Here is a 25,072-nt window from a genome sequence, read left to right on the forward strand (position 1 = left end):
CGCTGCCACCGAAAAGGTGAACTACTTCGGTACAATCGTGAATGCTTGGGATGTTCCTATCGTGGACGTTGGTCCCGATGGTTTCGACGAAGGTGCCGGCGGCAAGTACCTCATGCTACCCCCAGGCTACGAAGGGGATATGTCCCTGGAGGAATTTACTGAGGCGGGATACCTTCCCTTTGAAACAGATACCTACGAATATGGTTTTTCGTTCCGGCCAAAACTGACGAATGGCGGAACGGACGCCGATGCGGCCGAGTACGCTCAGACGATCAAAGTGTACTACCTGTCCGAGGCCGACAATCCGCCACCCAACAACTATCTCGAAGCGTCAGAAGTGCCGTACGACTCGCTTCCATACTACAACGAGACATTCTTTCAGGACCTGAACGATTACGTTCAAAACAACCCGATCCGTCCACAAGACAAGGTTATGGTGAATTTTCTGAAAGATCTCGGGATCGAGAAGGGAAAGCCTTTCGAACCAAGTGAACTTCAAATGCAGGCAATGAACGAGGGATTGTTGCTCGCGTACGCCTCGATGCAGAACTACTTTGTGACGCCCGGGAAAGCCATGATCCCACTTTGGGTCGACGATAGCGGCGAGATGAGGAGCCAGTGGTTGATTTGGGATTTCGCGGATGGTCAACCCGAGGCTGGTTTCCCCTATGAGACTGAGACCGAAGTCCTTGTGGATGCGCGTGCGGGCGGCAGTTATTTCTGGATTACATACCTGCCGAAACAACTGGGCGGAGGTACATTTTATCTGACAGGCCTGCGCGACAGCGACGGGGAAATGTACGATCACAATCAGACCTATAAACTGAACGTCCCAGCGGATACACCTGCCGACGATTTCTGGTCCGTGATTGTTTATTCGATGGAGACCAAGAGCTTCATTCGGAACGTTGATCCTGTCGGTTTGTCCGAGCGCGACACTGATGCGATGCAGGCTAATGAAGACGGTTCTTACGACATCTTTTTTGGACCAGAAGCACCGGAAGGCATGGAAAGCAACTGGATACCAACCACAGAGCCGTACTTCCTTTTGTTTCGTCTATATGGGCCGCAAGAAGGATGGCTGGAGAGTGGCTGGATGCTGGGCGATCTAGAAAAGTAAACTGATCAAAACAAACAGTAATTCCCAATGGAGCGAACAATGAAAACAAAGTCGTTAGCTGTGCTGACTGCCCTGGTACTCGCATCGCATTCTTCAGCTCAAGAATTCAAAGCCGACGTTCCTGAGAATGTTCTTACACCAGACAAGGTCGAGACCCAGACGCTTGGTGATCTGGAATTCTTCGATGGTATGCCATCACCTGAGACGGTGGAGAAAGTCTTCGACAACCTTGATCTGATCAGAGCAACGACGGCTTTCCTGGATGGCATGAAGATCGCTTCGCTTCGAGCTATGTTTCAGGGATACGAGGACTTGGGCGTCAATCCCAATGACGTCGTGGTTGCAGAAGACCTGCTGGACGCGCGGTCCATCTGGCTGACGCCCAATACAACCACAATCTACATTGGTTCGAATGTCGATATCTCGGATGGCCCGATGGTGATTGAGGTTCCGGCAGGCCTGCTTGGGTTGCTTGATGACGCCGCGTTTGACTATGTGACGGATATCGGGGCGCTTGGCGCGGATAAGGGAGAAGGTGGCAAGTATCTACTTTTGCACAACGACGATGAAACGCCGGTGCCCGAGGGCTACTTCGAACTACGCACAAAGACATATGAGCACTGGTTGTTGCTAAGACGCTCGCCAGACGCAGACGGAGATACGGCTGGCCCTGTTGCCGAGATCAAGGCGGGTCTGAATATCTATCCGCTTAGTGAAGCGGACAATCCTCCCGCGGAAACTTTCCTGAATATCTCTGGTGTTCAACACAACACTGTTCACGCGAACAACGAAGACTTCTTTGAAGAGATCCACGTCGCACTCGAAAACAATCCAATTGGTGCGTTCAGTCCGGAAATTGTAGGAACGTTTGCTTCCATAGGGATCAGGAAGGGCGAGCCCTTCGAACCCGATGCCCGTATGCAGGCCATTTTCAAGGAGGCAGCAGCAATCGCAAACGCCACGGCGCGAGCGATCACGTATGCCTCGCGCGATCCAGGAGTGTTCTTTTATGACGACCGGCAATGGAACTCACCGTTCCAACGCCAGAGCTATCTTTTTCTTGAGGACGGCGCGCGCATCCTCGATGATCGGTCGTACTTTTTCTATATGGCAACGGGCATAACGCCTGCGATGACCTCGCCACCGGTCGGGACGGGGTCTGTCTATGCGATGACAGCGCGAGACAGCAACGGACAGTACCTTGACGGCTCAAAAACCTATAAGGTAACGCTACCGGCGCCGGTTCCCGCCAAAAACTTTGCGTCGTTTATGTTGTATAGCGGACAGACTCGGTCAATCCTTGAAACTGACCAGCAATCCGGTGGTATCGACTCTAATAGACCGGGGATAAAACCGAATGAGGATGGGAGCACCAGCATCTATTTTGGTCCAGAAGCCCCAGAAGGTTGGGAGAACAACTGGGCGCAAACCATGCCCGGGCAAAGCTTCAACGTGATGATGCGCCTCTACGGCCCGCTCGAGCCTTGGTTCGACAAGACCTGGCGTCCCGGTGATCTGGAACTGGTAGAATAAAGCGACAACCGCGACTATCGGGCGACGCTACTTTTTGGCGTCGTCTGACATTTTTTCGGTGTCCGCTTTGGGCTCACCGCCGACCTCGGAGGCAGCGCAGCATTCACAAGAAAACGTTGTCTGTACACTTCACTAGCGGCCCATTCCGGACACTGAGCACCCAGGCAAGATTCTGCGGTCGCAGCCCGCTTTGCGGTCATTCGCTGCAAGCGCAAAATCTGTTCTGGTTCGAATTCACAGATCGCAGGACTAAGCCGCCACTCGCCGCACCGTCCACTAAGAAGCGCTCCGCGAACTTTGCGGACCCTGGAACAGCCTTTGACACAACAATTTGGAACGCCGCAGTTAACCGCGTGCACACCAGCATTGATTTCGAAAAGGTCCCAATGCCATCATCTTCTAAAAGTAGGAGGGGATTAGATGTGGAAACCAATCATATTTGCTTTTTTGATTGTCGTGACTGGTGCCGCTGCGGCTATGTCGCACGATGTGCGGGATCCAGCGACTTTGCAAAAACCGCTTATTCAGGACTTGCTAACCGAGTCGCTCAAAAGCACTGAGGGCTTGGAGGTTGTCGTGAGCCATGTTGCCCTACCACCAAACCTCACTTTACCAATGCATTGGCATCCCGGTGAAGAATTTGCCTACATTCTGCAGGGCAGCGTCACCCTCATCCTAGACGGCGAAGGCGAACAAGAAGCTTTTTCAGGTGACGTAGGCATCGTTCCGTTGAAAAAAGTGCACACCGCTCGCTCAGGGGACGAAGGGGCAACCATTTTGGTGTTCCGTGTCCATGAGGAGGGCCAGCCAGGCAGAGTTTTGGTCAGCAACTGATTTTCAAGACAAAGGCGAAATATCCTTTACCGAATGCATGGTTGTCGGAACCGGGGGGGTGCCGTTTGTCTTCACACTTGCAACCCTGCTTTTTTCCACCCGCTGCGCCAGCGATCAGCGCAGGTTGGAATAGAGAATAATGGTAAACGTGTTGTCTCGGTTATCGAAGCCGCATTCGGAGCGATTTCGTTCAATTTGACAGCCGCTGTTTTTGCCGCATCTATGTCATCGAGCTCAGCGAGCGAGGCAATCAGCATCAGGTGGCTCATCAGGAAGGTTGCACGCACAGACAAGGCTTCGCGACAGGCCTGCGCGGCTTCCTCATAACGTCCCAAGTGAAACAAGGCGGCACCCTGTCCCATGAAAGCGGCGTGCCGCAATGGATCACCCGGGCTGAGTTCGACAGACCGGACTGCATGTTCCAGCGCCTTGTCAGGGCGATTCAGCAAATAAAGATTTGCAGCGGCGAGCATGTGGACCGTCGCCGCGTTGGGATTTTCCGACAATGCTTCCTTAAAGGCTGTCCGCGCGCGGGACAGGTCTTGTGCCAGCATAGAGATCGAATGTGCGGCATAAGCCTTTGCAATGCCGTCCGCGCGATCGCTCCGCAGCACCTGCTCTGCGGCCGCGACAGCTGACTTGGGTCCCTGATCTACAGGTTCCAAACCTTGCACAAGACGTTGGATATGAAGCCATGCTAGCAAGCCCGCTGCGGAGGCGTATTCCGGATCTCGATCCAAAGCCAGTTTTGTCAGTCGTATTGCCTCTATGTTGTCTTGGTCAGTCAGCAAGTGGAAATGTGATAATGCTCGGAGGTAGAGCTCGTATGCCTGTAAGTCCTTGGTGGGTTTTGCACGCGCACGATTTGTTTCAGCGTGCCGCACCGATGGTTCAATAGCTGTAACTACGTCTTCGGTGACTTGATCTTGAAGATCAAAGATGTCGTCGAGCACACCGTCAAAGCGGTCCGCCCACAAATGGCTCCCATTTTCGGTATCTATGAGCTGTCCCGTGATGCGGACGCGCTGCCCGGAACGCCGAACGGAGCCTTCCAGTACATACCGAACCCCTAAGTCGCGGCCCATGTCGCGGATGTCCGTGCTTTTCCCCTTATAAGCAAAAGAAGAGTTTCGTGCGACGACCATCAACCAACGAAACCGAGATAGCTCAGTTATGATGTCTTCCGTTATGCCATCGGCAAAGAACTCCTGCTCCGGATCACCCGACATATTGTCGAATGGGAGCACTGCGATTCCCGGCCTCACATCCGCTTTGATCGCGAGATTGGCTTTCGTACCCTTTGGCCAACACCAGATTCCAACATGCCGCGTGATGTTTTTCAGTTCGGTTTGCTCTCCGCCGTCGAATAATCCCGCATCGTTACGGTCAAGGCTGTTATGTGACGTATCTGAAAAGAGCACTTGTCCCGGCTTCGCGAGAGCCTCCAGACGCGCCGCAACATTGATGCCGTCGCCGAAAATGTCATCGCCATCGGTTACCACTTCCCCTGTGTGAACCCCGATGCGCAGTTTGATGTGGTCAGGTCTGTGGGCGGACTGAACTGCAATCGCGCAAGCTGCTGCTTCAGATGGTGATTGAAACTCGACGATCCAGCCGTCGCCCATGCTTTTGATCAGTGAACCATTGGTATCTTCCACGATCGGGAGAAACGTGTCCTCGCGGAAGGTCTTTAATGCAGCGACTGTGCCAGTACGGTCCTGATCCATCAGCCCGGAATAGCCCACAATGTCGGCGGCCAATACCGTCGTGAGACGTCTTCCCATTCACCCCTCCTCTTTGCAATGAAGTTAGCTCGGTGGGTTGCTTCTGTCAGCCCATTCGTCAGATTTTGAAAAGCCTTAATGAATAGAAAGCACAGGTACAGGCATACACGCACAACTAAAAAGGTAATGCTCAAATACCTGTCGCGCATTCAGCAAACGGTCACCTTCATATCCGCGGAGTTAGTTACTTGCGTTTCTTTAGCTGCCAATGTTCGTGGCAAAGCAATTCCGCTTTGGGCTCATCGCGGACCTTGGAGGCAGCGCGGCATGCTGTGATAAAATTTTCCAGTCAACGTCGGGTTGTCGTTGTGGGCGGGCATGGCGGATCGGAGGATCAACCATGGAAACACCAAACTTACCTGCCATTCGTGCTCTTCGCCCAGCCTGGAACAAAGGACGCATCGTCGGCCAGAAGCGACCGCTGAAACCAAAACATGTCTGGGCAATCCGAGTTCGCCTCGAGCTTGCCGAAAATCATCGCGATCTTGCGCTCTTCAACATGGCAATCGACAGTAAGCTTCGCGGCTGCGATCTGGTGAAGATGAAGGTCGCCGATGTCATGTCATCGGGTCAGATTAAGGAACGGGCTTCGGTCCTTCAAAGCAAGACGCAGAAACCCGTGCGCTTTGAGATATCAGAGGGCACACGTGCCTCTGTTGAGAAGTGGATGGAAGATGAGCTGATGGTCGGTTTGGAGTACCTTTGGCCCGGCCGATTTCATGAACGCCTGTACATCTCGACACGCCAATATGCACGGATTGTCCGCGATTGGGTCACGTCGATCGGCCTCGAAGCAAGCGCCTACGGCACCCATTCCATGAGGAGAACCAAGGTCACTCAGATCTACAAGAAGACCGGAAACCTACGCGCTGTTCAGCTTCTGCTTGGCCATACTAAGATGGACAGTACAGTCCGGTATCTCGGCGTCGAACTCGAGGATGCCCTAGCAATCGCCGAAGCGATAGAGATCTAAAATCAACGGGCCGCTCTCGCGGGCGGCCCATACCAGACATTTATCGTGTCAGACTACGCCGCAGTGCAGCTTCACCGAACCGGCCATTCGCTGCGCCCACGAGATTGTAGCGTGACCCGACTTCGGGAGTGCGGGACGAAGCAGTCATTGATCTTCGGCTAGCCTCTCCGCTGCAAACTCGGCAACACCCTCAGCGGTCCCATCTGTAAACGAGGCCACAGTGATTGGATCAGTAACGTCAGGAAAATGATAGACTGCGTTTACGCTAAACGGTCCACCACCGGAATGCCCTACCGCCTTACCCACACTATTCAAAGCACCAGACATCAGGCCAAGAGCATATCCACATTCTGTCCATGGACGGTTGGGAATAGCACCGCCAAGGATTTTTGCATCTAACATTTGGCGCATGGTAACTGGCTGCAACAGATGACCAGACATAAGCGCGTGCAGTAGCCGCGCGGCATCTGGCGCGTTTCCGATCAAACACCCATGGTAGACCCATTTTGGGTCGTAGTCAGTCGCGGCCTCCCAATGTACCCTCCGAAATTGTTCGCATGTTTCTGCAAGCACAATACTGTTCAGGCCCAACGGCTTGCACACCATATCGGCAATAACCTCACGAAGCGGCGTCTCCAGCGTCGCTTCGATTAGCTCGACTACAAACATGTAGCCTATGTTGGAATAAGACCAACCTTGTACCGGCTCAAACAACATTCCTTTTGCAAGCGCCACATCAAGTAGTTTGTTGCGTGTCCAAGGTGTTTCCTTGGCCGCAACGGCTGAGTGATATTCAGAAAACTGCCCGTAATCTGGGAGACCAGAGGTGTGCTTTAGAAGTTGGCGAAGGGTGTAACGTTCGCCCTTCAGCGTGGCGTCCAGGTCGAGTTTCCCGCGTTCAACTAGTTTCAAAGCACAGATTGAAATTACAGTTTTGGTGAAGCTCCAATAGGGAAAGCAGGCCTCAACCGAACCAGAGAATCCTTCTCGGCCAGAGGCTGTTATCCAATAAGAGTGAACTGTTTGAACGGTCATTTTGCATATGTCTGGCATTGCTTTGCCGGTGTCAATTTGGGCTCTCAGCGGACATTCGAGAGTTCACAATAAGGAGCGCCTGATGTCGGCTCTGCGGACAAAGTCGCCATCGAAGGCTGAACAATCAAGGACTATTTGCAGCCCAGAGGAGACAATCAAAACCGAGTTTTTTCGCTAACCAAATGCTGGAGGTAACCGCGCTTTGCAGTTGCACTTGATGCCGGCGTAGATCGACCTTAGTGCGATCAAGCACATGTCCCCGAGCCGTGGTCAGACTAGCGACAGAGTTGACGCAGCGCGAGTTTCCGGCCCTGTTCGTTTCTTATGGAACTTGTTTCACGCCCATTCGTTAGAAAAAGTACTTGATTCCAATGTATGGACCATGCTGGTCGACATCATAGGCGAATTCACCGGAACTCAAAGTGTCACTATAGTCTACGCTAAAGTAACGATATCCGAATGTGAGCGCAGCTTTCTCCCACGGCTGATAGTCGAAACCAACGTTTGCGCCAACCTGGAGATCATTTCCACCGGCACCGAACCCGCCAAGTTCCAAAGACGCAATCCCAGTCCATTTCTGGTTTACCCGCCACATTCCGCGTATTCCGACTACTGGTTCGATCCAGCCCTGATCTCCGCCCAATGTAGGTGGATTTCTCGGTCCCGGGGTAGTTAGGTCAATTTCCTGACGAATGGAGTTGTACCTCAGACCGCCTTGGAGATCGATTGCATATCGCTGGCTCCTGCTACCGTACACGCCATTTGCAACACGGTAAGCCCCCAGCACACCAAACCATTTTTGACGAACGTCGACGTTAATCCCGGCACCGAGAGGGCCAGGCAATGTGGTATCCTGTTCGATCCCCACATAATTCGCATCAACGATGATCCCAAAATCCCCGTTCCAAGCCTCGTACCGGCCGGCTGCCGCGAAATCGAGCACATCCAGGACGTCACCAAGGTCCAGATCCAATTCCGCGGATTGTCCAGCCACGGTTGACGTACCTGTGGTTCTTAGGGGTGTGAACAGATAGAATGAGGCTTCATGCCGCCAGCCTGTTTCGTTTTGACCTGGCGCAGGTAGAGACTGGGCGCGGGAATGCCCGGGCATAGATAATACGCCGGACAGAAATACGAGTGCGCTAATTAATCTGAGATGGAGCATCGGAGTTTCCTTGCATATTGGCGGCGGTTAGTAGTTGAATCTGAGACCTATCCCGGCACCTTGGTCGTAGGGTCTGTCAGCACCAATACCGACCAACACATCTGCGTAGAGGGCAATTCCAGGGCTGAGGTTCTTACCGATCTGGAATTCTGCGGTCGCGGGCCACGCATCATTTTCCCAATCGTATGGAGCTTTGATATCTGCTTTGACCCAATACCCGTCACCAAATGGCTGAAGCGCAATAAGGCGCATCGCAGTCTGGCTGACATCGGTCGAACCGTTATATGAAGCAAAGTGCTGGACCAGAGGGATCAGAGTCAGCCCAGTATTAGTGTTTGCAAATGCGAACCCACCAAATGGGGCTATCTGATCCGACCCGGTGCCGATGCCTTCGTCAGGGTCACCAAAATCGAGGATCCACTCCAAACCAAGTGCGGACTTCACGCTCCAGGTGTCATTCAAGGGTTTCTGTGAGGGAAAGTAGATCAGCTTGAAGCTTGTCTTTTCGAACCCGTTGAACCTTTCACCAGTAGCATTCGTTGAATTGTAGTGGAGCTCGTATTTTAGTTTTAGATCGGGGCGTAACATGTATGCACCATCGACAAAGGCATCCTGACGGTCTGCACCCCGTGCCAAATCGAAGTACTGATATCGAATGTCGGTGTTGTTAATCGCAGCCAATGGATTTGACGCGTTTTCCTCAGCTTCGGAAGCAGAGCCTACCACGACCAGTGCATAGATCAGAGGAACAAGACAATGGAAGTTGCGTAACATCATACACCTGGGAGAAGTTGGATGGTCAGGTTAGACGGCGACAGGTTCTCGCCGCCGTCTACCTTCATCATTGCCAGCTGGAGAAGACTTCTCGGGTCAACTCGCTTTCGGGACGAAGGTTCTCAATACCTTCATACGGCACACCCTTGCCCAGCGGCAGATGCGGGTGTTTTGCAATGGTTTTCTCATGCCGCTTCACCATGTCTTGGAATGATGCACCGGACCATAATGAATACCCGACAAGCGGATGTTCTTCACGTGGGTCGCGATAGACATTGAACACGGGGGCCGCAGCTCCGGGCTGACCGGGGGCCGGCAAATGCATTTTGAACTCTTGCTTCACGACTGAACGCAACACGGGCCCTTCGTACACATAGACGTAGTCGCGACGCGAGTTGCCTTCACCTTCAAGTAGCAGCGCAGTCTGGTCAATGCCGTCGATCACGCGGTCGCGCGGGATGCGGTCAGTTGCGCCTGCGATCCGCGCGAAGGTGGTGAACAGGTCAGATACATGCACGATGTCACCTGCTGCACTACCTGGCTCAATAGCGCCGGGCCAGCGGATGAACGCGTCAGTTCGCACACCGCCTTCAAGGTGCTGCGTCTTGCCGCCGCGATAAATCAACTGGTTCAGACCGGACGTTCCTTCGTAGTGATACATCAAGCCATTGTCAGCCATGATCATGACGACGGTGTTGTTCGCCTTGCCAGTTTCATCCAGCTTAGCCAGAACCTCACCGATCCAGCCGTCCAGAACCTGCAACTTGTCGGCATGAAAGCCACCATTGCGGGAAACGGCTTGATCCGGATAAGCAAAATTCAGCGGATAGAGTGGCCAGTATTGCATAAAGAATGGGTCGTCCTGCGAGGCGAGGCGGTCTAGCTGTTCCAGTGCCTGTCGCTGATAGCGCAGGTTCATTTCTTCGTATTTGGCCTGTGTCCATTCTTCGCCCGGCGCCATGTCGACTTCGCGAGCCAAGCCGCCTACTTCCCCTTCAACGCCGGTTACCAGACCGTAGGGCTTGAATCGCTCATCCAGCTGGAATTGGTTGGACTGACCGGATGGATGGAAGCCAAGCATGTTGTTGGCAACCATAGCATCCCGGGTCATCAGGCTGAGTTGAACCTGCTGATGCAAGGGGAATGCGGCCCAATCAAACCCTTGGTTGTGCGGATAGGCCTGCTCAATATCGCCCTGGTGCCATTTCCCAACATGCGCAGTGTTGTATCCTTCTTCCTTCAGGATCTCGGCAATCGTGACTTCTTCAGCTGCAAGACCTTCGCCAACCAGCGCAACTTTGACCTCTTCAACGCCGGCGCGCACCGGATGACGACCGGTCAACATGGCCGTTCGTGTCGGTGTGCAGGATGGCTCAGTATACATCCTCATCAAGGACATACCTTCGGTGGCAAAGTCGTTGATGTTGGGCGTATCGAAACCGGTGACGTAGTTCATCGTCCGGTTACCCATTTGACCGAAGCTGACATCGTCGATCAGGATATACAGGATATTGGGCGGCTGGCCGCCATTGGCGTCGCGGATCTCGGCAAGTTTCGCCTCAATCTCGGTGTCCTGCGCATCCCATTGCTCTCCAAACTGTGCGCGCAAGAACTCAAACTCTCCATCATGGATGATGGGCGCATCCTGGGCAAAACCCGCACCAGCCATCAGCACCATGGCTGAGGCATGTTTCAATAATGATCTCATCGGTATCCCTTCCCCTATGGATTACATCTTTCCTGCGCGCCGCAGCGATTGGAGGATTTCATCCCGAAGACCATCCAGGGTATCGCGGATATCGCAGGCGAATTGGTACGAGTGGCTTCCCGGCTCCGAGTTCATTGACAGAAACTCGTCACATAGAAGCTGATAGTCGCGGCAGATCTCATCGAATTCCGTATCCGCGCGCCGTAAATCCGCAATTGCGGTTTGGTGATCGGGAAACAGGGTATCAAAGGCGTAACGTTCCAATTGCGATGACTCATTCGATGGATCAGCAGACTGCCCTGAGTTTTCGCCGAATTCACTTCTCACAAAAGGTTTATCGGGGCATAATACGGTGTAATCTAATGCGTAACTTACTGAAAATATGGATTTAACCAAAGACACATCTACTGCACTGAATGAGGGCGGGTCACCTGTGCCCAAAGATGTTCGGGCGGCACTTCAGCGGCTTGTCAAATCTTCGACCTTCGCGGGTTCGCAGCGATTGCAGGACTTTTTGGTGTATGTGGTCGAAGAATCGCTCAACGGTCGGGCCGATGATATTCGTGCCAAGACCATCGCCATGGATGTTTATGGTGGGACTCCGTCAGAGATGTCGCGCCGTGAAAACGTGGTTCGGGTCGATGCTGGTCGACTGCGTCGCAAGCTTGCCGAATACTATGCCAAAGACGGTCTCGAAGAAGGCACGATATTCGACCTGCCAAAGGGCGGCTATGCACCTGAGATTCTGGTCAGGTCGCCCGAGACGTTTCAGCCTCCTCCGGCTGGGTCGGAAATCAGAGCAAACACTTGGCGTCGCCCGTTCGTTGGAGTTGCCGGCCTCTTCGTTCTAGCCTGTTTTGTCGTTGCTGTTGTGGTGCTATCGAAAAAACTGGCGGATCCAGTCGGTTCGCCAGCCGACGGACTGAGTCGTGACGAGCGCAGCGCCATATTTGATGCATCCCCTATGCGCCTTCAGGCTGTAAATCTGGCCAATACTGGTCGTGATCTAATCTTTCCGGCCTTGGAACCTGCGCGTCTTGACGCGGCCTTAACCATATTCAAGGGGGCAATTGAAAACGACGAAAGCTACTTCGGCGGTCATGCAGGCGCTGCGCAGGTCGCTGCGACAATTGCTGTGCTTACATCAGATGCCGACCTAGCTAAGGAAATGTTGAACTACGCCGACGCTCAGGCAAACAGGGCCATCGAGTTGGCCCCGGAAACGGGGTGGAGTCAGTCCGCAATGGCCTGGGTCAAGTTTGCCAAGGGAAACTGGCCTGAGGCCATAGAATTTGCGCAAAGAGCACGGCGTTTGGCACCGCACGACGTACATGTTTTGGAGTTCGTCTCGCTGGTTCTTCTCTATTCCGGTTCATTTGAACAAGTCGTAGAAATTAGCGAGGACGCACTTTCAAAAATCAAACTAGAGCGGGGTTATGTGTTTCAGAACGCGATGGGGTCAGCAAAGTTCCATATGAAGGACTATGAAGGCGCTGTGTCAGCCTTTGAACGAGTAACGGAAAAAGGCGGCCCTGTCGGACCTGTAACCGTTGCTTACCTAATGGCGTCACATCAGATGTTGGGGAATAAGGCTGAAGCTCAGACTCTATCTGAACAACTGTCACGCGAGTGGCCTGACAGTCGCGTGGGTGCGCTGTTTGAGAAGCTTTTTGCAAATCCGCAATACGGGGAAGACCTTGGTAACGCAATGAGACAGGCCAATTGGAAGCCACCAAGTTAGGAGTTTGAATTCGAATTGCGGCCGCTATTTCTCGCAATGCGGTCGTTCGCTACAACTTGCTTGAACGTCTAATTTGCGGACATACCCGCCGTTGCCGTCAGAACACTTAGAAATTGCTCCCGGCCCCATTGGGCAAACAAGTCATCGTTGGCCCGAGCGTAGCGTATCGCGCCGGCCACCCCATGTCCGGTCAGTGCGAGACGATCGCGAGCCCCGCAAATATGAGCGCGCCGCCTGTCCAATCGCGCGGCTCTAGCCCTTCGCCGATACTGTAGGCGTAGGTCAGTACGATCAGCGTCTCGAGCGCAATTATTATTAGATACAGCTCGGAAAGTGGAACTGTGCGCATCAGCACCACCTCGGACTGGGTGGCGGCAAGAAAACCCAGAATGATCAGAGCGAGCGCCACCGCCGTCCATTCGGCTGAGGCCAGTTTCATTCCGATGGTTGCAACGCCATACCCCACTGCCGCCAAGACGGCCAAGGCCAGTGGTTTCAACGCCAGAAGCTCCATGTTTCAAATCCTTCACCGTGCGCAAAAAAACCGCGCACCTCTCATGAACCAACATTCTCTGCGTAGGATTTTAGCATGCGTATTATGTCGCATCAGTGAAGCCGATTACTTTATTTTAGCGAAGTGAAAGCCGGTAAGAGTATTGCTTATTCAGATGAAGCGAATAGCTGATACCCGCCTTCGAAACGGATGCTGCGCCTGACCCAAAGTCTGAAAAGGGCTCGGTTCGGTCAGCCTTGTATGAGCTTCCCCAACTGAATTGGTCCACTGCTATATTTAGGAAACGGAGGACCAAGAATGGCAAGCAAGAGACCGAAACCTGAAGCGTTGTCCGCCCAAGCACTCAAGATTACGTGTGCGCTCTGGTGGAAATCTGATGCTCGAGAACTTCGGTCCTTGCTGATGCTGACTGACAAACATCTTTGAAACTGCGAAGCGGTGTGGCAACGTTTGGCTATCCTGCGAAACTGTGTGCTACTTTGCAGACTTCCATCATCAATCTCATTAGGAGAAGACATGCTAATCAAACTTCTTGCGTCCGCATTTTTCTTGATTTTGCCCGCGCTCAGTTTCGCTCAAACAGCTGAGCGCAGCGTGACCATCGAAGCCGATGCGACAGTTAAGTCGGTCGATCCGGACACTCGCCTTATCGTGCTGCAAAACTCAGAGACGGGCGAAGAAGAGACCATTGTTGCGGGACCGGAAGTCGTAAACTTCGACCAAATTGAAGAAGGCGACACAGTCAAAGCGGTTTACACACTGGGGGTAGCTGCAAGCATGGCGTTCCCCGGCGAGGTTGACAGTATGGTTGAATTGGAAGCCCAGGTTGCAGAGGGATCAACACCGGGCGTGGCTGCCGGAACGATGGTTACGTTAATTCTGACTTTTGTTTCCTTCGACGCCGCGAGCTCAATCGCCACTGTGACGGACAGCAGCGGCACGGAACAAATGATCGAGGTTGAAACGGATGTTGGTCGTGAGTTTGTTGAACAGCTTAGCCCGGGAGACAGAGTAGCTCTGAGCTTCACGGAAGGTCTCGCTGTGGGAATTGTTGAAAAATAGGCGTCGTCCGCAGCGCAACCTCATAAGGCGTACCTGTTGTTTCTTATGTCGCCATCAATGGAACAACTCGTCCCACAGCTTCCGCCCCCCCAAAGCTCTTAGCATTGTTGGTCCAAATTGGGTGTCGAAAGGTGGAGAAAACCCGCCTTCCAAAAAGGGATAAGGCTGAGGTCATACAATGGTCTCTGCCACCGTATCGATCCGGCACGCGATGGATCACAATAGGCCGCTTTGGGCTCAAAGCAGCCATTTGTTCAATCGTGACGGATGTCCACTTTGCGAACAAAGACGCCGTTCGCCGCCGGGCGGCATCTAGCGCTGAAAAAAGATCTGCGCAAGTCGATCGGTTTAGCTACTTGACTAGTAATCTTCGGAGACGCCGGCAGATCGAAGCGCATCAGCCAATCTGTCCCAATCGCTATCATTTTTGAACCGCCACCGGGTTTTGTAAATGTGAATGCGTTCTCCAAGCCTCCAGATTTCCCGCATCTCAGCCTCAACGGAACGACCAAGCATGGAAAGAGTTGCGACATTGAACATCAGCGCATCCCGCGAAGAAGGTTCTCTCGAACGCGCTACCTCCAAGACAGACGCTGCTTCCTCATAGCGCTCAAGAGAAAACAGAATGCCACCTTTTAACGTCAGGTAGTACGTCGGGTAAATTCGGTTCGCAGCGATGGCTTTCTCAATGTCTGTAAGTGCCGCATTCGTTTCACCATTGAGTAGGCGGGCCAAAGCGCGTGTGTATAGAGCGTCAGCTGAGTTCGGTTCAACCTCCAAGGCGTTTACGGCTTGCTGAAACATTTCATTGGTTTGGCCGTCGACACGCATAATCTGCGCCGTCACCAGGTAAGCGAGTGCGGTAGGGTTTTGTTTCGCTAACTCGAGCGTCTCTTCCGAAGACCTTTTGAGAAACCGGCGCTCCAGTTCGGTTTGGTATCCAAATTCTGCTTGCCAGTAGTTTTGCCAAGCTTCAAAGTAAATCAGAGCCAGAAGCGCATATGCTCGCCCGTAGTCGGGATCAAGTTTCGTAGCGACCTCAAGATAAGGTACAGCCTCAGCGAAACTCTGCGCTGTGCCAGTGTCGTATAGATGCAGAGCTTGAAGGTATGCATCAAAAGAAAGAGGGTTTTTAGTGCCACCAATTTCGCTTCTGGCAACTTGCTGTACGTCGAGCTCCACCGGTAGAGAAGACACTACTCGATTGACGACCCGATCTTGAAAAGCGAGAACATTTTCTGTTTCGCCATCAAACCTTTCTGCCCATATCTCCCCTCCTGTCGTGCCATCCACCAGCGTCAGGTTAATGCGGATCGTGTCTTCGACTTTCCTTACGTTTCCGGACAAAATGAAGCGTACGCCCAAATCTTGGCTGATTTGCCTGGGCTCAGCGCTCGTAGATTTGTAACTGTAGGCGCTCGCGCGTGATATAACGAACAACTCTGGAAGTTGGGATAGATCGGTCGTGATGTCATGCGTCAGTCCGTCAGCAAAATAGTCTTGTCCCTGGAGCGACCCGGTGTCACTGAACGGCATCACGACAATCGACGTGCGACCATTGTACAAATCGTTTTCAGTTTGACGGTTCGGAAAGCTTGTAACCGCGAACCATGTCCCGACCAAAAGCAGACCCAAACCGAGCGCATACACACCAAGCCTCAGGCGCCTGCTTAGCTTGCCCGATGGCTCGTCGGCTACGTTTGCGTCTCCAACACCGTCGACGCTGATATGATAGATCTCTACCGGCTCAAGTATGTTTTTTAGCTGCTTTTTGCCTCCCGAGACGAAGCGGACGGGCAGTTGTTTCTGCAATAGTTTGTAAGCAACATCAGATACAACGATGCCGCCTGGAGCAGCGAGCGCTTCAAGACGCGAAACAACGTTCACACCATCTCCCAACAAGTCGCCTTCGTCAGCAACTACATCACCAATATGCACGGCCATCCGGTAGCTAATTTGGTCTCCTTCCGCAATTTGGGCCTGCGAGTTGAGGATTGTCTTTTGCAATTCAATCGCGCAATTCGCCGCGGCAAACACTGAGGGGAATTCAGCGAGAAAGCCGTCACCTGTCGTCTTTATTACCCTTCCGTGATGCAGATTGAGCGCAGGCTTGATAATTGACTTCGTGATTGTCTTTTGTCGGTGTAGAACACCGACCTCGTCGCGTTCGATCAAGCGACTGAACCCGACTATATCTGCGGCAATGATTGCGGTTATGCGTCTTTCCATCGCCCGTCCCTGGGAGCTTCCGCGTCACATCATGCTCTGTGTTGAAGGGCGCTTGGTCAAGCATTTAGGTTTTTCTAGTTTCCCCGAAGATCAATAACCGCTTCGGGCTCAGAGTAGCCGTTCGCTGCGTTCCGTCTGAATGACCGCAGTGCGGACAAAGCTGCCATTCGTGAGAGACCTTCGAGTTTCGGGTGACGCTCACAATTGACTTAACTGCCTGGAGAATAGACTTTGTCTGGAGGTGAATTTGCGTGGCTCCAGAAAAATGGCGATCTCGATAAAACTACTATCTGACGACCTTGGCTATGAGGAAGCTCGTGATCTCTGTCGTGAATGGCTGAAATGGCATTGGGAAAACTACCCATCAGATTGGCCTGTCGAGGGAAATCCCATGGAACCCGAGCGCTTCAAAAAAGTGCTTGAAGACATGCCAAACCTGCACGCAAGGCCGCGAGGTGGCATCTTTGTGGCGTCCATTGCCGACCAACCGGTAGGCTGCGTTATGTACTCTGAACAATCCGCCCTTGTTGCCGAATTCAATCGCATGTTTGTTAGCGAAGCCGGCCGTGGGCACGGAGTTGGTCGCCGTCTTCTGGACGCGATGTTCAATCAAATGATTGAAGACGGTTACCAAATGGTTATGTTTACGTCCGCTAAATTTCTGACACACGCCAAAGCCATGTATGAGAATGTCGGTTTCACCAATAGGCCTCATCCTGAAGGTTTCCCCGACGAGTGGATACCTTACACTTACTGCATGGAACGTTCGCTAAGGGATTGATGCAGCAATTCGGGAAACGTGCACTTCCCCGTGACTTTGGGCTCAGAGCGGACCTCGGAGGCAGCGCAGCGTGTCGTGATAAAATGCTCCGGTCAACGTCGGGTTGTCGTTTTGGGAGGGCATGGCGGATCGGAGGATCAGTCATGGAAACACCAAATTTACCAGCCATTCGCGCACTTCGCCCTGCCTGGAACAAAGGGCGTATCGTCGGCCAGAAGCGACCACTGAAACCAAAACACGTCTGGGCGATACGGGTTCGACTTGAATTGGCCGAGAACCGCCGCGATCTCGCCCTGTTCAACATGGCGATCGACAGCAAGCTCCGCGGCTGTGATCTGGTGAAGATGAAAGTGGTCGATGTCATGGCTTCAGGCCAAATCAAAGAACGAGCCTCAGTCCTTCAAAGCAAGACGCAAAAACCTGTGCGCTTCGAGATATCCGAAGGAACGCGCGCGTCTGTCGAAAAGTGGATGGAGGACGAGCTGATGGTCGGTTCCGAGTACCTTTGGCCCGGGCGCTTTCATGAACGCCTGCACATTTCGACCCGCCAATATGCACGGATCGTCCGAGATTGGGTCACATCGATCGGTCTTGAGGCGAGCGCGTATGGCACCCATTCAATGCGGAGAACTAAAGTCACGCAGATCTACAAGAAGACAGGCAACCTCCGAGCTGTTCAGCTCCTACTGTCGCCCGCGGCAGCCGCTCTCGTCGGCTGCCAGCACATCTGGGCCATGGATGAGTACCGCTGGCAACACGACGTTCAAGGCCTTCACTCAAACGAAATCGGAGCGAGCTTCGGCTTCTCCAACGAGACAACTCATCTTGAAGCACTGAAACGCCTCAACTCACGGCCTTCCCGGAAAAAGAACATCAGGTGGCTCGCGACAGCATTCATTCTCACAGCTAACGACCAACGCGCAAAGGTAGTTGAAAAGCTTTCCAGCTTTCCAAGTGAGCTACCCTTCACCCACGAAGGCCAAGAAGATGATGATGAGTTAGTCGCATTTTTTCTGCATCGAGCCGAGGAGTGGGCCGCGATGGCAGACCTTTCAAACTATGCTCAGTTGGAGACCGATGATGGGAAAGTCGGCGTCGCATTTCAGCCGTCAGACGAACGGGTGCAACAAGCCGAAGAAGCAGGTGAGCGGCTAGCCCATTGGAATGAAGGCTTCCAACTGCTGAAACAAGCCGAGTCTTGGTTCGAAAGCGGTGTCATTGATGATCAGGTGCGAGATGAGACCGTAGCTCTTGCCCGCGAAGTTGACAACGAGGAACTGTATAATTCCGGTTTCGATGCTGGAGACCCCGGCAGCCGTCGCGCTGGCGGAGTGGCAGCCGTGTCGGCAGCCATCCTAAGTTTAGGTACCGATCTTCCAAAGGATCAACAGGAATGGGCCGAAGCAGTTGCTTTCCGCGCCGCTAGCACCGTTCCGAAAAACGATGAGTTTTTTCACGCTGATGCTCATGCCGACGACAGACCCGAAACATTTGCTTCAAAGGGATTGGCGGCGATAGTCAAAAATTGCGGACCATTAGCATGTTCAGCACAGGAAGAACTGGTTCGGTTGTCCTTTCATCCCTACAAGGGCGTGCAGTTGGCTGCGTTGTCAAATGCCGCATCATGTTGGCGAGAACAAAAGGGCTTCGCTGACAAGTGCACGGCACTGGCTTTCAAGCTGACGACTCTCGAATTGGATCGTGGTTCACCTGATTGGTACCGACGACGCGATGAGAGAGAAAACAGTCTGGCATCCGAAAAACAACGGCTGTTTGAGGCGACCATACGAGCTCTAACTTCTGTCGACTGGAAAGGGCTGTTTGAGACGTATGCCGAAATCGAGCCGGAACACTTAGATCAATGGCGGGTCAAGGACTTCGCGTCGATGTTGTCGATCATTCCAAAAGACAGGTTCAACGAAGATGATGCTTTTCGTGACGACCTAACAGCTCTTCTGCATAGCTTCGTTGAAAAGCTCACTGCGGCAATTGGTGCAGCTGACGAAGCCGAGCACCGTTCAGGCTCACGCCTAACTTTGGAGTTTTCCAGTTGCATTTGGGATCTGGCAGCGCTGTGCGAGGAATTGCCCATTGAAAATGTTCGTAGTGCAATCATACCATTGTTGTCTCAGCTGCCCCATAAGCCGAGGAGCGAAGTTCTCTCGACTTTCGCAAATGCGTACTCCTGCATTAGACTTCTGGATGCACCGAAAGTTCCAGCGGGCATTGTTGGCGTTTTCCTCGATATCTTTGAGGCAGTCGCAGATGACCCAGATTGGAAGCGTCCGGAGTGGCGGGAGGACTATGGTCTTCCTGATCAGCTTCACAAATTGGTTCGTATCGCAATGGGGGGAAATTGGGATCGGCCAGCAATGGGTGCGGCCCGCTTCGCTAACAACAACTGGGCCGACGCAGAGCTACTTGATCCATTAATCGATTGGATGCTCCATCGATTTGGCCATCTGTCTCAGGTCATGCAAGCATTCTTGCTCCATGTTGAAAGGTCTTTCGATCACCGCAGCAGCGAATTTCTCGCATCAAGGTTGGGAGCCGTCGCGCCCGCCGTTTGGCAGTCTAGAGGGTTTTGGTCCGGGGGAAGAACTGCGCAGCTCGCCAGTTTAATTCAATCCTTTGCCGAACGAGACGCGCCATTGCAGCCTGAAGTCCACGTCCAGTTCTTGGAGATTCTCGATCAATTGATTGAACTTGGGGATCGCCGCGCAGCAGCACTTCAAATGAGCTCGCTGTTTGACCTGCCACGTTTCAATAAACAGCCTCGGGTTGCGCAAATCGAAACTTCGTAGCGAGGCCTCATCACAACTTCTCGTCCAAGGTCCGCTTTGGAGGTCAAGGCCTTGCCCGTTTGCATATGCAGCGAAAGTCCGGTTTCCGCCCTTCGTGTCGTACTTCACCCCCCTACCCTTCCCAATCCAACTTTAACCAATAGCGGGTGTATCTGAGTTCACCTGTTCGGCTCAGCGCCCCCTTTTCTACCAGGTCCTGCAGATCCCGCGTCGCCGTGGCGCGCGACGTTCCCGTGATAGAGATATAGTTCTCGGCGCTGAGCCCCCCTTTGAACCCGTCCTGTCCAGCCTTGAACAAACGGGCGACTACCTTGCTTTGGCGGGCGTTAAACTGATCACGATACCGATCGTAAAAATGCGTCTTGGTAATAAAGAAGCCGACCCGCTCAAGCGTCACCTGCTGTGCTGTAAGGGCTGTCTCGGCAAACCAAACGAGCCATGGCGTGACGTCCAGCGTCCTTTGATGGCGTTCAAGCTGATCATAATATGCCTTCCGCTCTCGCTCGATCGTGAAAGCAAGTGCAATCAGACTCGGCTGACCAATGTTTTGTGCCAGGGACTTTTCAGCCAGCGCCCTACCCAACCGGCCATTGCCGTCTTCAAAGGGGTGAATGCTCTCGAAATAAAGATGACTCAATCCTGCCCGGATCAGTGCACGCAATGGTTCGGGACCATCCGGTGCGGTCCGGTTGAACCAGGTTACGAACTGGTCCATTTCAGCCGGAACCTGACGTGAAGGTGGCGCTTCGAAATGAACCGTTGGACGGTCTAGCCTGCCTGAGACGATTTGCATCGCATCCTCATGGCTCCGGTATGATCCAATCGATTCCAGATGCCTGTCATGGGACAGAAGCATGTCATGCCACTGAAACAGGGTGTCGTGTGACAGTGGTTCTGAATAGTTGGAATAAACGTCCACCATCATTTCGGAAACGCCCTGCTCGCGCGGTTTGGACGGATAGCTGTCGGGAGCCAGTCCAAGATGTCGGCGCAGGGATGATTGCACGCTGAGCCGATCCAGCATCTCACCTTCGATCGCGCTGGTTTTCATCGCCTCTTCGCTCAGCAGGTCGATACGCAATTGATCACGATCTGCCCGGTTCACATGATGTACCGCTCCAAGCACTTCCCCTGAGGACAACAGGAACTGTTGCTCGTATGGTTCGAGTCTTGAGGCATCGTAACGAAATGTCGGCCAATCAGGGCTCTGCCAGTTCCACATCGTGAGGTATAAGAATCCAGTCTATAACTCATTATTTATTACTTTATGATCCATAGAGGTCAATCCTATAGCTCACTTCTTCCCGAACCGTTCAATCCAAACATTGGATTGAAGTATAAGCTGACGACAGAAAATCTCTTCCTGTTTCAAAAAACCTACGAACCATTGGAGGTCCGCGTCAGCATTGCGCTTGGAGATAGTTCTCCCTTTTCAATCTTGGTCAGTAGTGAAATCAGATAAGCCCCTGGAGACTGTATGTTCTCAGCACGCTGACAGATGTACCCGAGAACGATGAAGCGAATAGCTGGGCCAAACGTTGATTTCATTGCATACCAGGTTTGGCCAAGCCGTAGATACTCGGCGATATCATCCATAAGCCGATCACAGTGGTGCTGATCTTTTGCAAAGCGTAGCTCTGAGCATAGCCGTGGAAAACTGCGCTCCATTTGGTCTGGAGAAACCTGAATCTGAGAAAGTTTTTCTTTCTTAACTTCCGGATTCAAAGAGTCCTCTTTGTGCCCCTCAATTTCATTGTCACTGTCCCTCAATTTTTCTGTATCTGTCTGTGTTATTTCTGAGATTTCCACAGAGATTTCTGCCAATAGCTCGCAGAGTACATTCGCATCTGGTTTGCGACGCAGAGCATTGCGTACGGTGGTCATCAAATCGGAGACCGCGGTGTCATTTGCTACGAGTTCCCTAAGGCGTGCCAGAGCGGCGGAAACCTTGTCACGGAGTACAGTGAACTCCAGAACTCGATCAGCGTGCCTCTGGGCTTCCTGGATGAACTCAGGGTGCCGTTCAGACAAGGGCATCAAGGAGAGCCCAGTTGCGGTGACCACCCTGCCCTGTCGATCCCGGCGCGCCCATCGCTTACCGTTTGCGCTCATTACGCGGCGGATAAGTCCAAGCTCAACCAGCGTCGAGATATGACGCTCAACTGTCTGCACGCTGACATGCGTCCGTTTGGCGATCGCCGCGTTGGAAGCGAAGCAGATGTGATGATCATCTTGGTCCGCAGTAATCTGATCACCGCCCACAAAAGAAATCATGGCTCTCAGGACATTGAGAGTTGTGGATTTCAACCCAAGAGGTTCTCTGGCCTCTTCAACGGCGCGAAGAAGTATCCATTTTTTGGGTGTACTACTCCCCTGCCCTGCCGTCCCCGACAAGGTTGCTCCATTTGGAGCCAATGCTGCTACTGTTTTCATGATTATCTATCGGCAGACAAAAATTACCCGTTCGCTCAAGAGCGTTTTTTCTTGTGTGGCGATTCGGGTGCTGCTAGATTCTAGGTGTCTAATCTAAGAATTGCGCTTTGCGCAGCAGCCCTCGAAGCTCCGGTTTCGGGGGTTTTGTTTGTTTGCCTTCCTCCTTTCTGCTCGTCCTCAGTTCTTTTTCTCGGCGTTTACAGCTGTAAACTCAGCGTGTGAGCGCTTGATGATTTCAGCCATGTTTTTGTCCAACCAGCTAGCGAAGTCAGCGTTAGCTCCGGTCCTTTTGACCGAAACTGTTAGTGATCCGTTGGTGGATCTGATTGTAACTCCTTCAATTGGGCTGACTTCGGCGGCACCTTCTCTTTGTCGTGCACCACGTTTGGCAGCTGCTTTTAGGAGCATTTCCAGCCGATCATCTGACGACATTGATGGCTCAATGGTTGCAAGCAGGTTTGCCGCTTCATCTCCCGCCAGCTTGCCTGCAACGAAGTGTTCTGCAAGCATGGTCCATTTTGGGCGGCCTGATTTTGGGGCTGCGCCGATCATGTCACCAATCTTTGCAGGAACATGTTGCGTAACTTTTGTCAGGTGAGACAGCCCTGATTTCGAAAGGTTCAATACTTGCCGCACCGTTGCAGAGTCATGCCCGGAAGTCAGGATCGCCTCGGCGAAACGTGCTTTCTCGTAGAAGGAAAGATTGCGCCTCGCAGCATTCTCAAGCCCTTTGGCGAGAAGCGCTGAAGCGTCGTCGATATCCTGAACATTGGCGCGGACTCTAATACCGAGTTCACGACAGGCTTTGAGCCTCCTCCTCCCATAAATTGCTTCGTATCGACCGTCGGATTTCGATTTTCTGACAAGAATGGGAACTTGTTGGCCACCGTCTTGGATACTCGACATCAAGCTTTCAAAGCTATCGTCTTCTTCGTCAGTGTTTACAGCTGTAAACTCACCAAGCCTATCGGCTGGCCCCCAATCGTCGATCAGAGCAGGGTCAATTTCCCTGATTGCGGCCAAGGAGCCCTGAAGCGCGCCAAGTGCAGGCGCATTGGGTTTTGGGGCTTTGTCAATGGTCTTGGGGCTAGAGCGCGCGATGGTGTTTGCGATCCCAGACATCTCCTGAAGCGATTTTCTAGCCATTAGCTGCGTCCCCATGCTTGATGGATCATTTGCTCTACCTCAGAACCGATCGCATCCATTGAGTTCTTTGCTCGATCATAAGTTGTGCGTGTCATTTCCGACCGCACGACCTCGTAAATTGATTGTTTGAGCATTGTGGCGTCACTGATTGCGGTGCTCTTGAGGGCCGTAGCTGACATAACGCGATCCTGAAACAGTGCTCGCATGAACGAAGTCAGTTGTTGAGACGGTACGTCTGTCGGCTCGTCGCGCGTTATCAGGAATTTGAAGTTGTCGTATTCGAGCGTCGCGCCGGCATCTTCAATGACTGCCATGTAAGCACCAGCGAGTTCGAGAAATTGAGCCGTAGAAGACACGTCCAGCATCGAAGGTGTCAGTGGCACAAGCAATGAACTGGCGGCGGCCATCCCGGCTATTGTCAAGAATCCGAGTTGAGGTGGGCTATCAATTAGAACAAGGTCAAAATCGCCTTCTACCTGGGCCAAGGCATTCCGTATTCTCGTAAAGAACGGATGGTCCGGGTTGGAGTGAACGGCAGATTCTGTCTCAAATTCGGAAAGAACAAGCCGTGACGGTGCTACAGACAGACCGGGGAAGTATGTCGGAAGCACAACGTCCGACATATCTACCGGATCTTCATACCGAATGGCATCGTAAATCGTCAGCCCGTCAAACTCTATTTCAGGGCTGATGCCGCACATGGATGTAAGCGAGCCTTGTGGATCCAGGTCAACGGCCAGTACACGGTAACCTCGAAGCGCAAAATAATGAGCCAAGTGAATTGTTGTGGTGCTCTTGCTGCTCCCACCTTTGAAGTTCATCAACTGCCAGACTTGGAGTTTCTCTCCTTCAGTCCGACGAGGGATATAGCGCCCCTTTTTGCGAGAAGTTTTCTCAAGCGTTTCGCGAGCCTCCCAAAGCTCATGCGCGGTATAGTAACGTCGACCGCTGCGCACGTCTTTTGGTTCCGGAATCGTTCCTTCTGCGTGGACCTTACGCATGAATTGACCTGAGACGCCTAAGAGTTCGGCCGCTTCTGGGGCTGCAAAGTTGCGTAATGATTTGGTGTTGTCAGGGGCGAATGCCGCAAGAAGATGTTCCCGGATAGCCGAGTTTAATCTCTCAGAAATTTCCGTGGCGAGAGCTGACGGTCGTTCTGCCGCAAGTGGTGTCACGGGAATCATGTAGTTGCCTCAAATTAACGAATGTGGTCATTTTTGCGCCACTTGAGACAAACAGCCGTGATTCATTGCCCTAAGTCAAGGATTTTCGCTTATATTGTGGGTTCTACAAAGCTGCAAACTACATACGCTTTGCATCAGAGCAAATTGGTTTACAGCTGTAAACCTTGTTGAAGCGGTTCCCGGGCTACTATTGCCGATGAAGTTCTGCGTGCAAAAAAGTAGGCGCGTGCACAAAACCCTTCTGAATGCTCC

Annotated in this window: 19 protein-coding genes and 1 pseudogene; 8 read left to right on the plus strand and 12 right to left on the minus strand. The window is 52.7% G+C overall.

Features of this window, described 5'->3' with window-relative positions:
• From G7G_RS0122215 to G7G_RS23565, 3 genes are all read left to right on the plus strand, one after another.
• Positions 1 to 1,120 (plus strand): DUF1214 domain-containing protein (locus tag G7G_RS0122215; protein WP_010443734.1); only part of this gene is annotated, 1,120 nt, incomplete at its 5' end.
• Positions 1,121 to 1,159: 39 nt separating this feature from the next.
• Positions 1,160 to 2,653, plus strand: a complete 1,494-nt coding sequence (locus G7G_RS0122220; protein WP_010443736.1) for a DUF1254 domain-containing protein — start codon at positions 1,160 to 1,162, stop codon at positions 2,651 to 2,653.
• A 420-nt stretch (positions 2,654 to 3,073) separates the two neighbouring features.
• A complete protein-coding gene (locus G7G_RS23565; protein WP_010443737.1) occupies positions 3,074 to 3,487 on the plus strand; it encodes a cupin domain-containing protein in 414 nt (137 codons plus the stop codon).
• Between the two features lie 71 nt (positions 3,488 to 3,558).
• Here the strand turns inward: G7G_RS23565 and G7G_RS23570 are convergent, their stop codons facing one another.
• On the minus strand, positions 3,559 to 5,271 hold the full coding sequence (locus G7G_RS23570) for an adenylate/guanylate cyclase domain-containing protein (protein WP_010443738.1): 1,713 nt from the start codon (positions 5,269 to 5,271) through the stop codon (positions 3,559 to 3,561).
• A 340-nt stretch (positions 5,272 to 5,611) separates the two neighbouring features.
• Here G7G_RS23570 and G7G_RS0122235 point away from each other — a divergent pair, with 340 nt between their 5' ends.
• Positions 5,612 to 6,244, plus strand: coding sequence for a tyrosine-type recombinase/integrase (locus G7G_RS0122235; protein WP_010443739.1), 633 nt, complete (start codon positions 5,612 to 5,614; stop codon positions 6,242 to 6,244).
• 144 nt (positions 6,245 to 6,388) lie between these two features.
• Here G7G_RS0122235 and G7G_RS0122240 read toward each other — a convergent pair whose 3' ends face one another.
• From G7G_RS0122240 to G7G_RS0122260, 5 genes are all read right to left on the minus strand, one after another.
• Positions 6,389 to 7,279 (minus strand): serine hydrolase domain-containing protein, encoded by an 891-nt coding sequence (locus tag G7G_RS0122240; protein WP_010443740.1) that lies wholly within the window; start codon positions 7,277 to 7,279, stop codon positions 6,389 to 6,391.
• A 349-nt stretch (positions 7,280 to 7,628) separates the two neighbouring features.
• Positions 7,629 to 8,390 (minus strand): hypothetical protein, encoded by a 762-nt coding sequence (locus tag G7G_RS0122245; RefSeq protein WP_010443741.1) that lies wholly within the window; start codon positions 8,388 to 8,390, stop codon positions 7,629 to 7,631.
• Positions 8,391 to 8,471: 81 nt separating this feature from the next.
• Positions 8,472 to 9,218 carry a hypothetical protein gene (locus G7G_RS0122250; protein ID WP_010443742.1) on the minus strand — a complete coding sequence of 249 codons (747 nt, stop codon included), beginning with the start codon at positions 9,216 to 9,218 and terminating at the stop codon, positions 8,472 to 8,474.
• 67 nt (positions 9,219 to 9,285) lie between these two features.
• The gene (locus G7G_RS0122255) at positions 9,286 to 10,926 is read right to left on the minus strand and encodes a sulfatase-like hydrolase/transferase (RefSeq protein ID WP_010443743.1); all 1,641 of its coding nucleotides are present in this window, start codon (positions 10,924 to 10,926) and stop codon (positions 9,286 to 9,288) included.
• A gap of 21 nt (positions 10,927 to 10,947) precedes the next feature.
• The gene (locus G7G_RS0122260) at positions 10,948 to 11,253 is read right to left on the minus strand and encodes a hypothetical protein (RefSeq protein ID WP_010443744.1); all 306 of its coding nucleotides are present in this window, start codon (positions 11,251 to 11,253) and stop codon (positions 10,948 to 10,950) included.
• 55 nt (positions 11,254 to 11,308) lie between these two features.
• Between G7G_RS0122260 and G7G_RS0122265 the strand changes: the two genes are divergently transcribed.
• On the plus strand, positions 11,309 to 12,667 hold the full coding sequence (locus tag G7G_RS0122265; RefSeq protein WP_010443745.1) for a tetratricopeptide repeat protein: 1,359 nt from the start codon (positions 11,309 to 11,311) through the stop codon (positions 12,665 to 12,667).
• Positions 12,668 to 12,857: 190 nt separating this feature from the next.
• Here the strand turns inward: G7G_RS0122265 and G7G_RS0122270 are convergent, their stop codons facing one another.
• Positions 12,858 to 13,181, minus strand: coding sequence for a hypothetical protein (locus G7G_RS0122270; protein ID WP_010443746.1), 324 nt, complete (start codon positions 13,179 to 13,181; stop codon positions 12,858 to 12,860).
• Positions 13,182 to 13,697: 516 nt separating this feature from the next.
• Between G7G_RS0122270 and G7G_RS0122275 the strand changes: the two genes are divergently transcribed.
• On the plus strand, positions 13,698 to 14,243 hold the full coding sequence (locus G7G_RS0122275; protein WP_010443748.1) for a hypothetical protein: 546 nt from the start codon (positions 13,698 to 13,700) through the stop codon (positions 14,241 to 14,243).
• Positions 14,244 to 14,603: 360 nt separating this feature from the next.
• Here G7G_RS0122275 and G7G_RS0122280 read toward each other — a convergent pair whose 3' ends face one another.
• A complete protein-coding gene (locus tag G7G_RS0122280) occupies positions 14,604 to 16,472 on the minus strand; it encodes an adenylate/guanylate cyclase domain-containing protein (protein ID WP_010443749.1) in 1,869 nt (622 codons plus the stop codon).
• Positions 16,473 to 16,737: 265 nt separating this feature from the next.
• On the opposite strand from G7G_RS0122280, the gene G7G_RS23575 reads away from it, so the two are divergent.
• Positions 16,738 to 17,253 (plus strand): GNAT family N-acetyltransferase, encoded by a 516-nt coding sequence (locus G7G_RS23575; protein ID WP_050806492.1) that lies wholly within the window; start codon positions 16,738 to 16,740, stop codon positions 17,251 to 17,253.
• A 143-nt stretch (positions 17,254 to 17,396) separates the two neighbouring features.
• A pseudogene (locus G7G_RS24570) lies at positions 17,397 to 17,942 on the plus strand (tyrosine-type recombinase/integrase); the annotation flags it as partial.
• A 2,227-nt stretch (positions 17,943 to 20,169) separates the two neighbouring features.
• Here the strand turns inward: G7G_RS24570 and G7G_RS0122300 are convergent.
• From G7G_RS0122300 to repA, 4 genes are all read right to left on the minus strand, one after another.
• Positions 20,170 to 21,279 carry a Fic family protein gene (locus G7G_RS0122300; RefSeq protein ID WP_029622280.1) on the minus strand — a complete coding sequence of 370 codons (1,110 nt, stop codon included), beginning with the start codon at positions 21,277 to 21,279 and terminating at the stop codon, positions 20,170 to 20,172.
• A gap of 155 nt (positions 21,280 to 21,434) precedes the next feature.
• Positions 21,435 to 22,490 carry a helix-turn-helix domain-containing protein gene (locus tag G7G_RS0122305; RefSeq protein ID WP_050806493.1) on the minus strand — a complete coding sequence of 352 codons (1,056 nt, stop codon included), beginning with the start codon at positions 22,488 to 22,490 and terminating at the stop codon, positions 21,435 to 21,437.
• A gap of 177 nt (positions 22,491 to 22,667) precedes the next feature.
• Positions 22,668 to 23,636 carry a plasmid partitioning protein RepB gene (gene repB, locus G7G_RS0122310; RefSeq protein ID WP_010443756.1) on the minus strand — a complete coding sequence of 323 codons (969 nt, stop codon included), beginning with the start codon at positions 23,634 to 23,636 and terminating at the stop codon, positions 22,668 to 22,670.
• Entirely contained in the window at positions 23,636 to 24,820 is a 1,185-nt protein-coding gene (gene repA, locus G7G_RS0122315) for a plasmid partitioning protein RepA (protein WP_010443758.1), read from the minus strand. Before repA ends, repB begins: the two co-directional genes overlap by 1 nt.
• Positions 24,821 to 25,072: the final 252 nt, after the last annotated feature.

Origin of the sequence: Ruegeria conchae (assembly GCF_000192475.1) — a bacterium.
GTDB classification, from domain to species: domain Bacteria; phylum Pseudomonadota; class Alphaproteobacteria; order Rhodobacterales; family Rhodobacteraceae; genus Ruegeria; species Ruegeria conchae.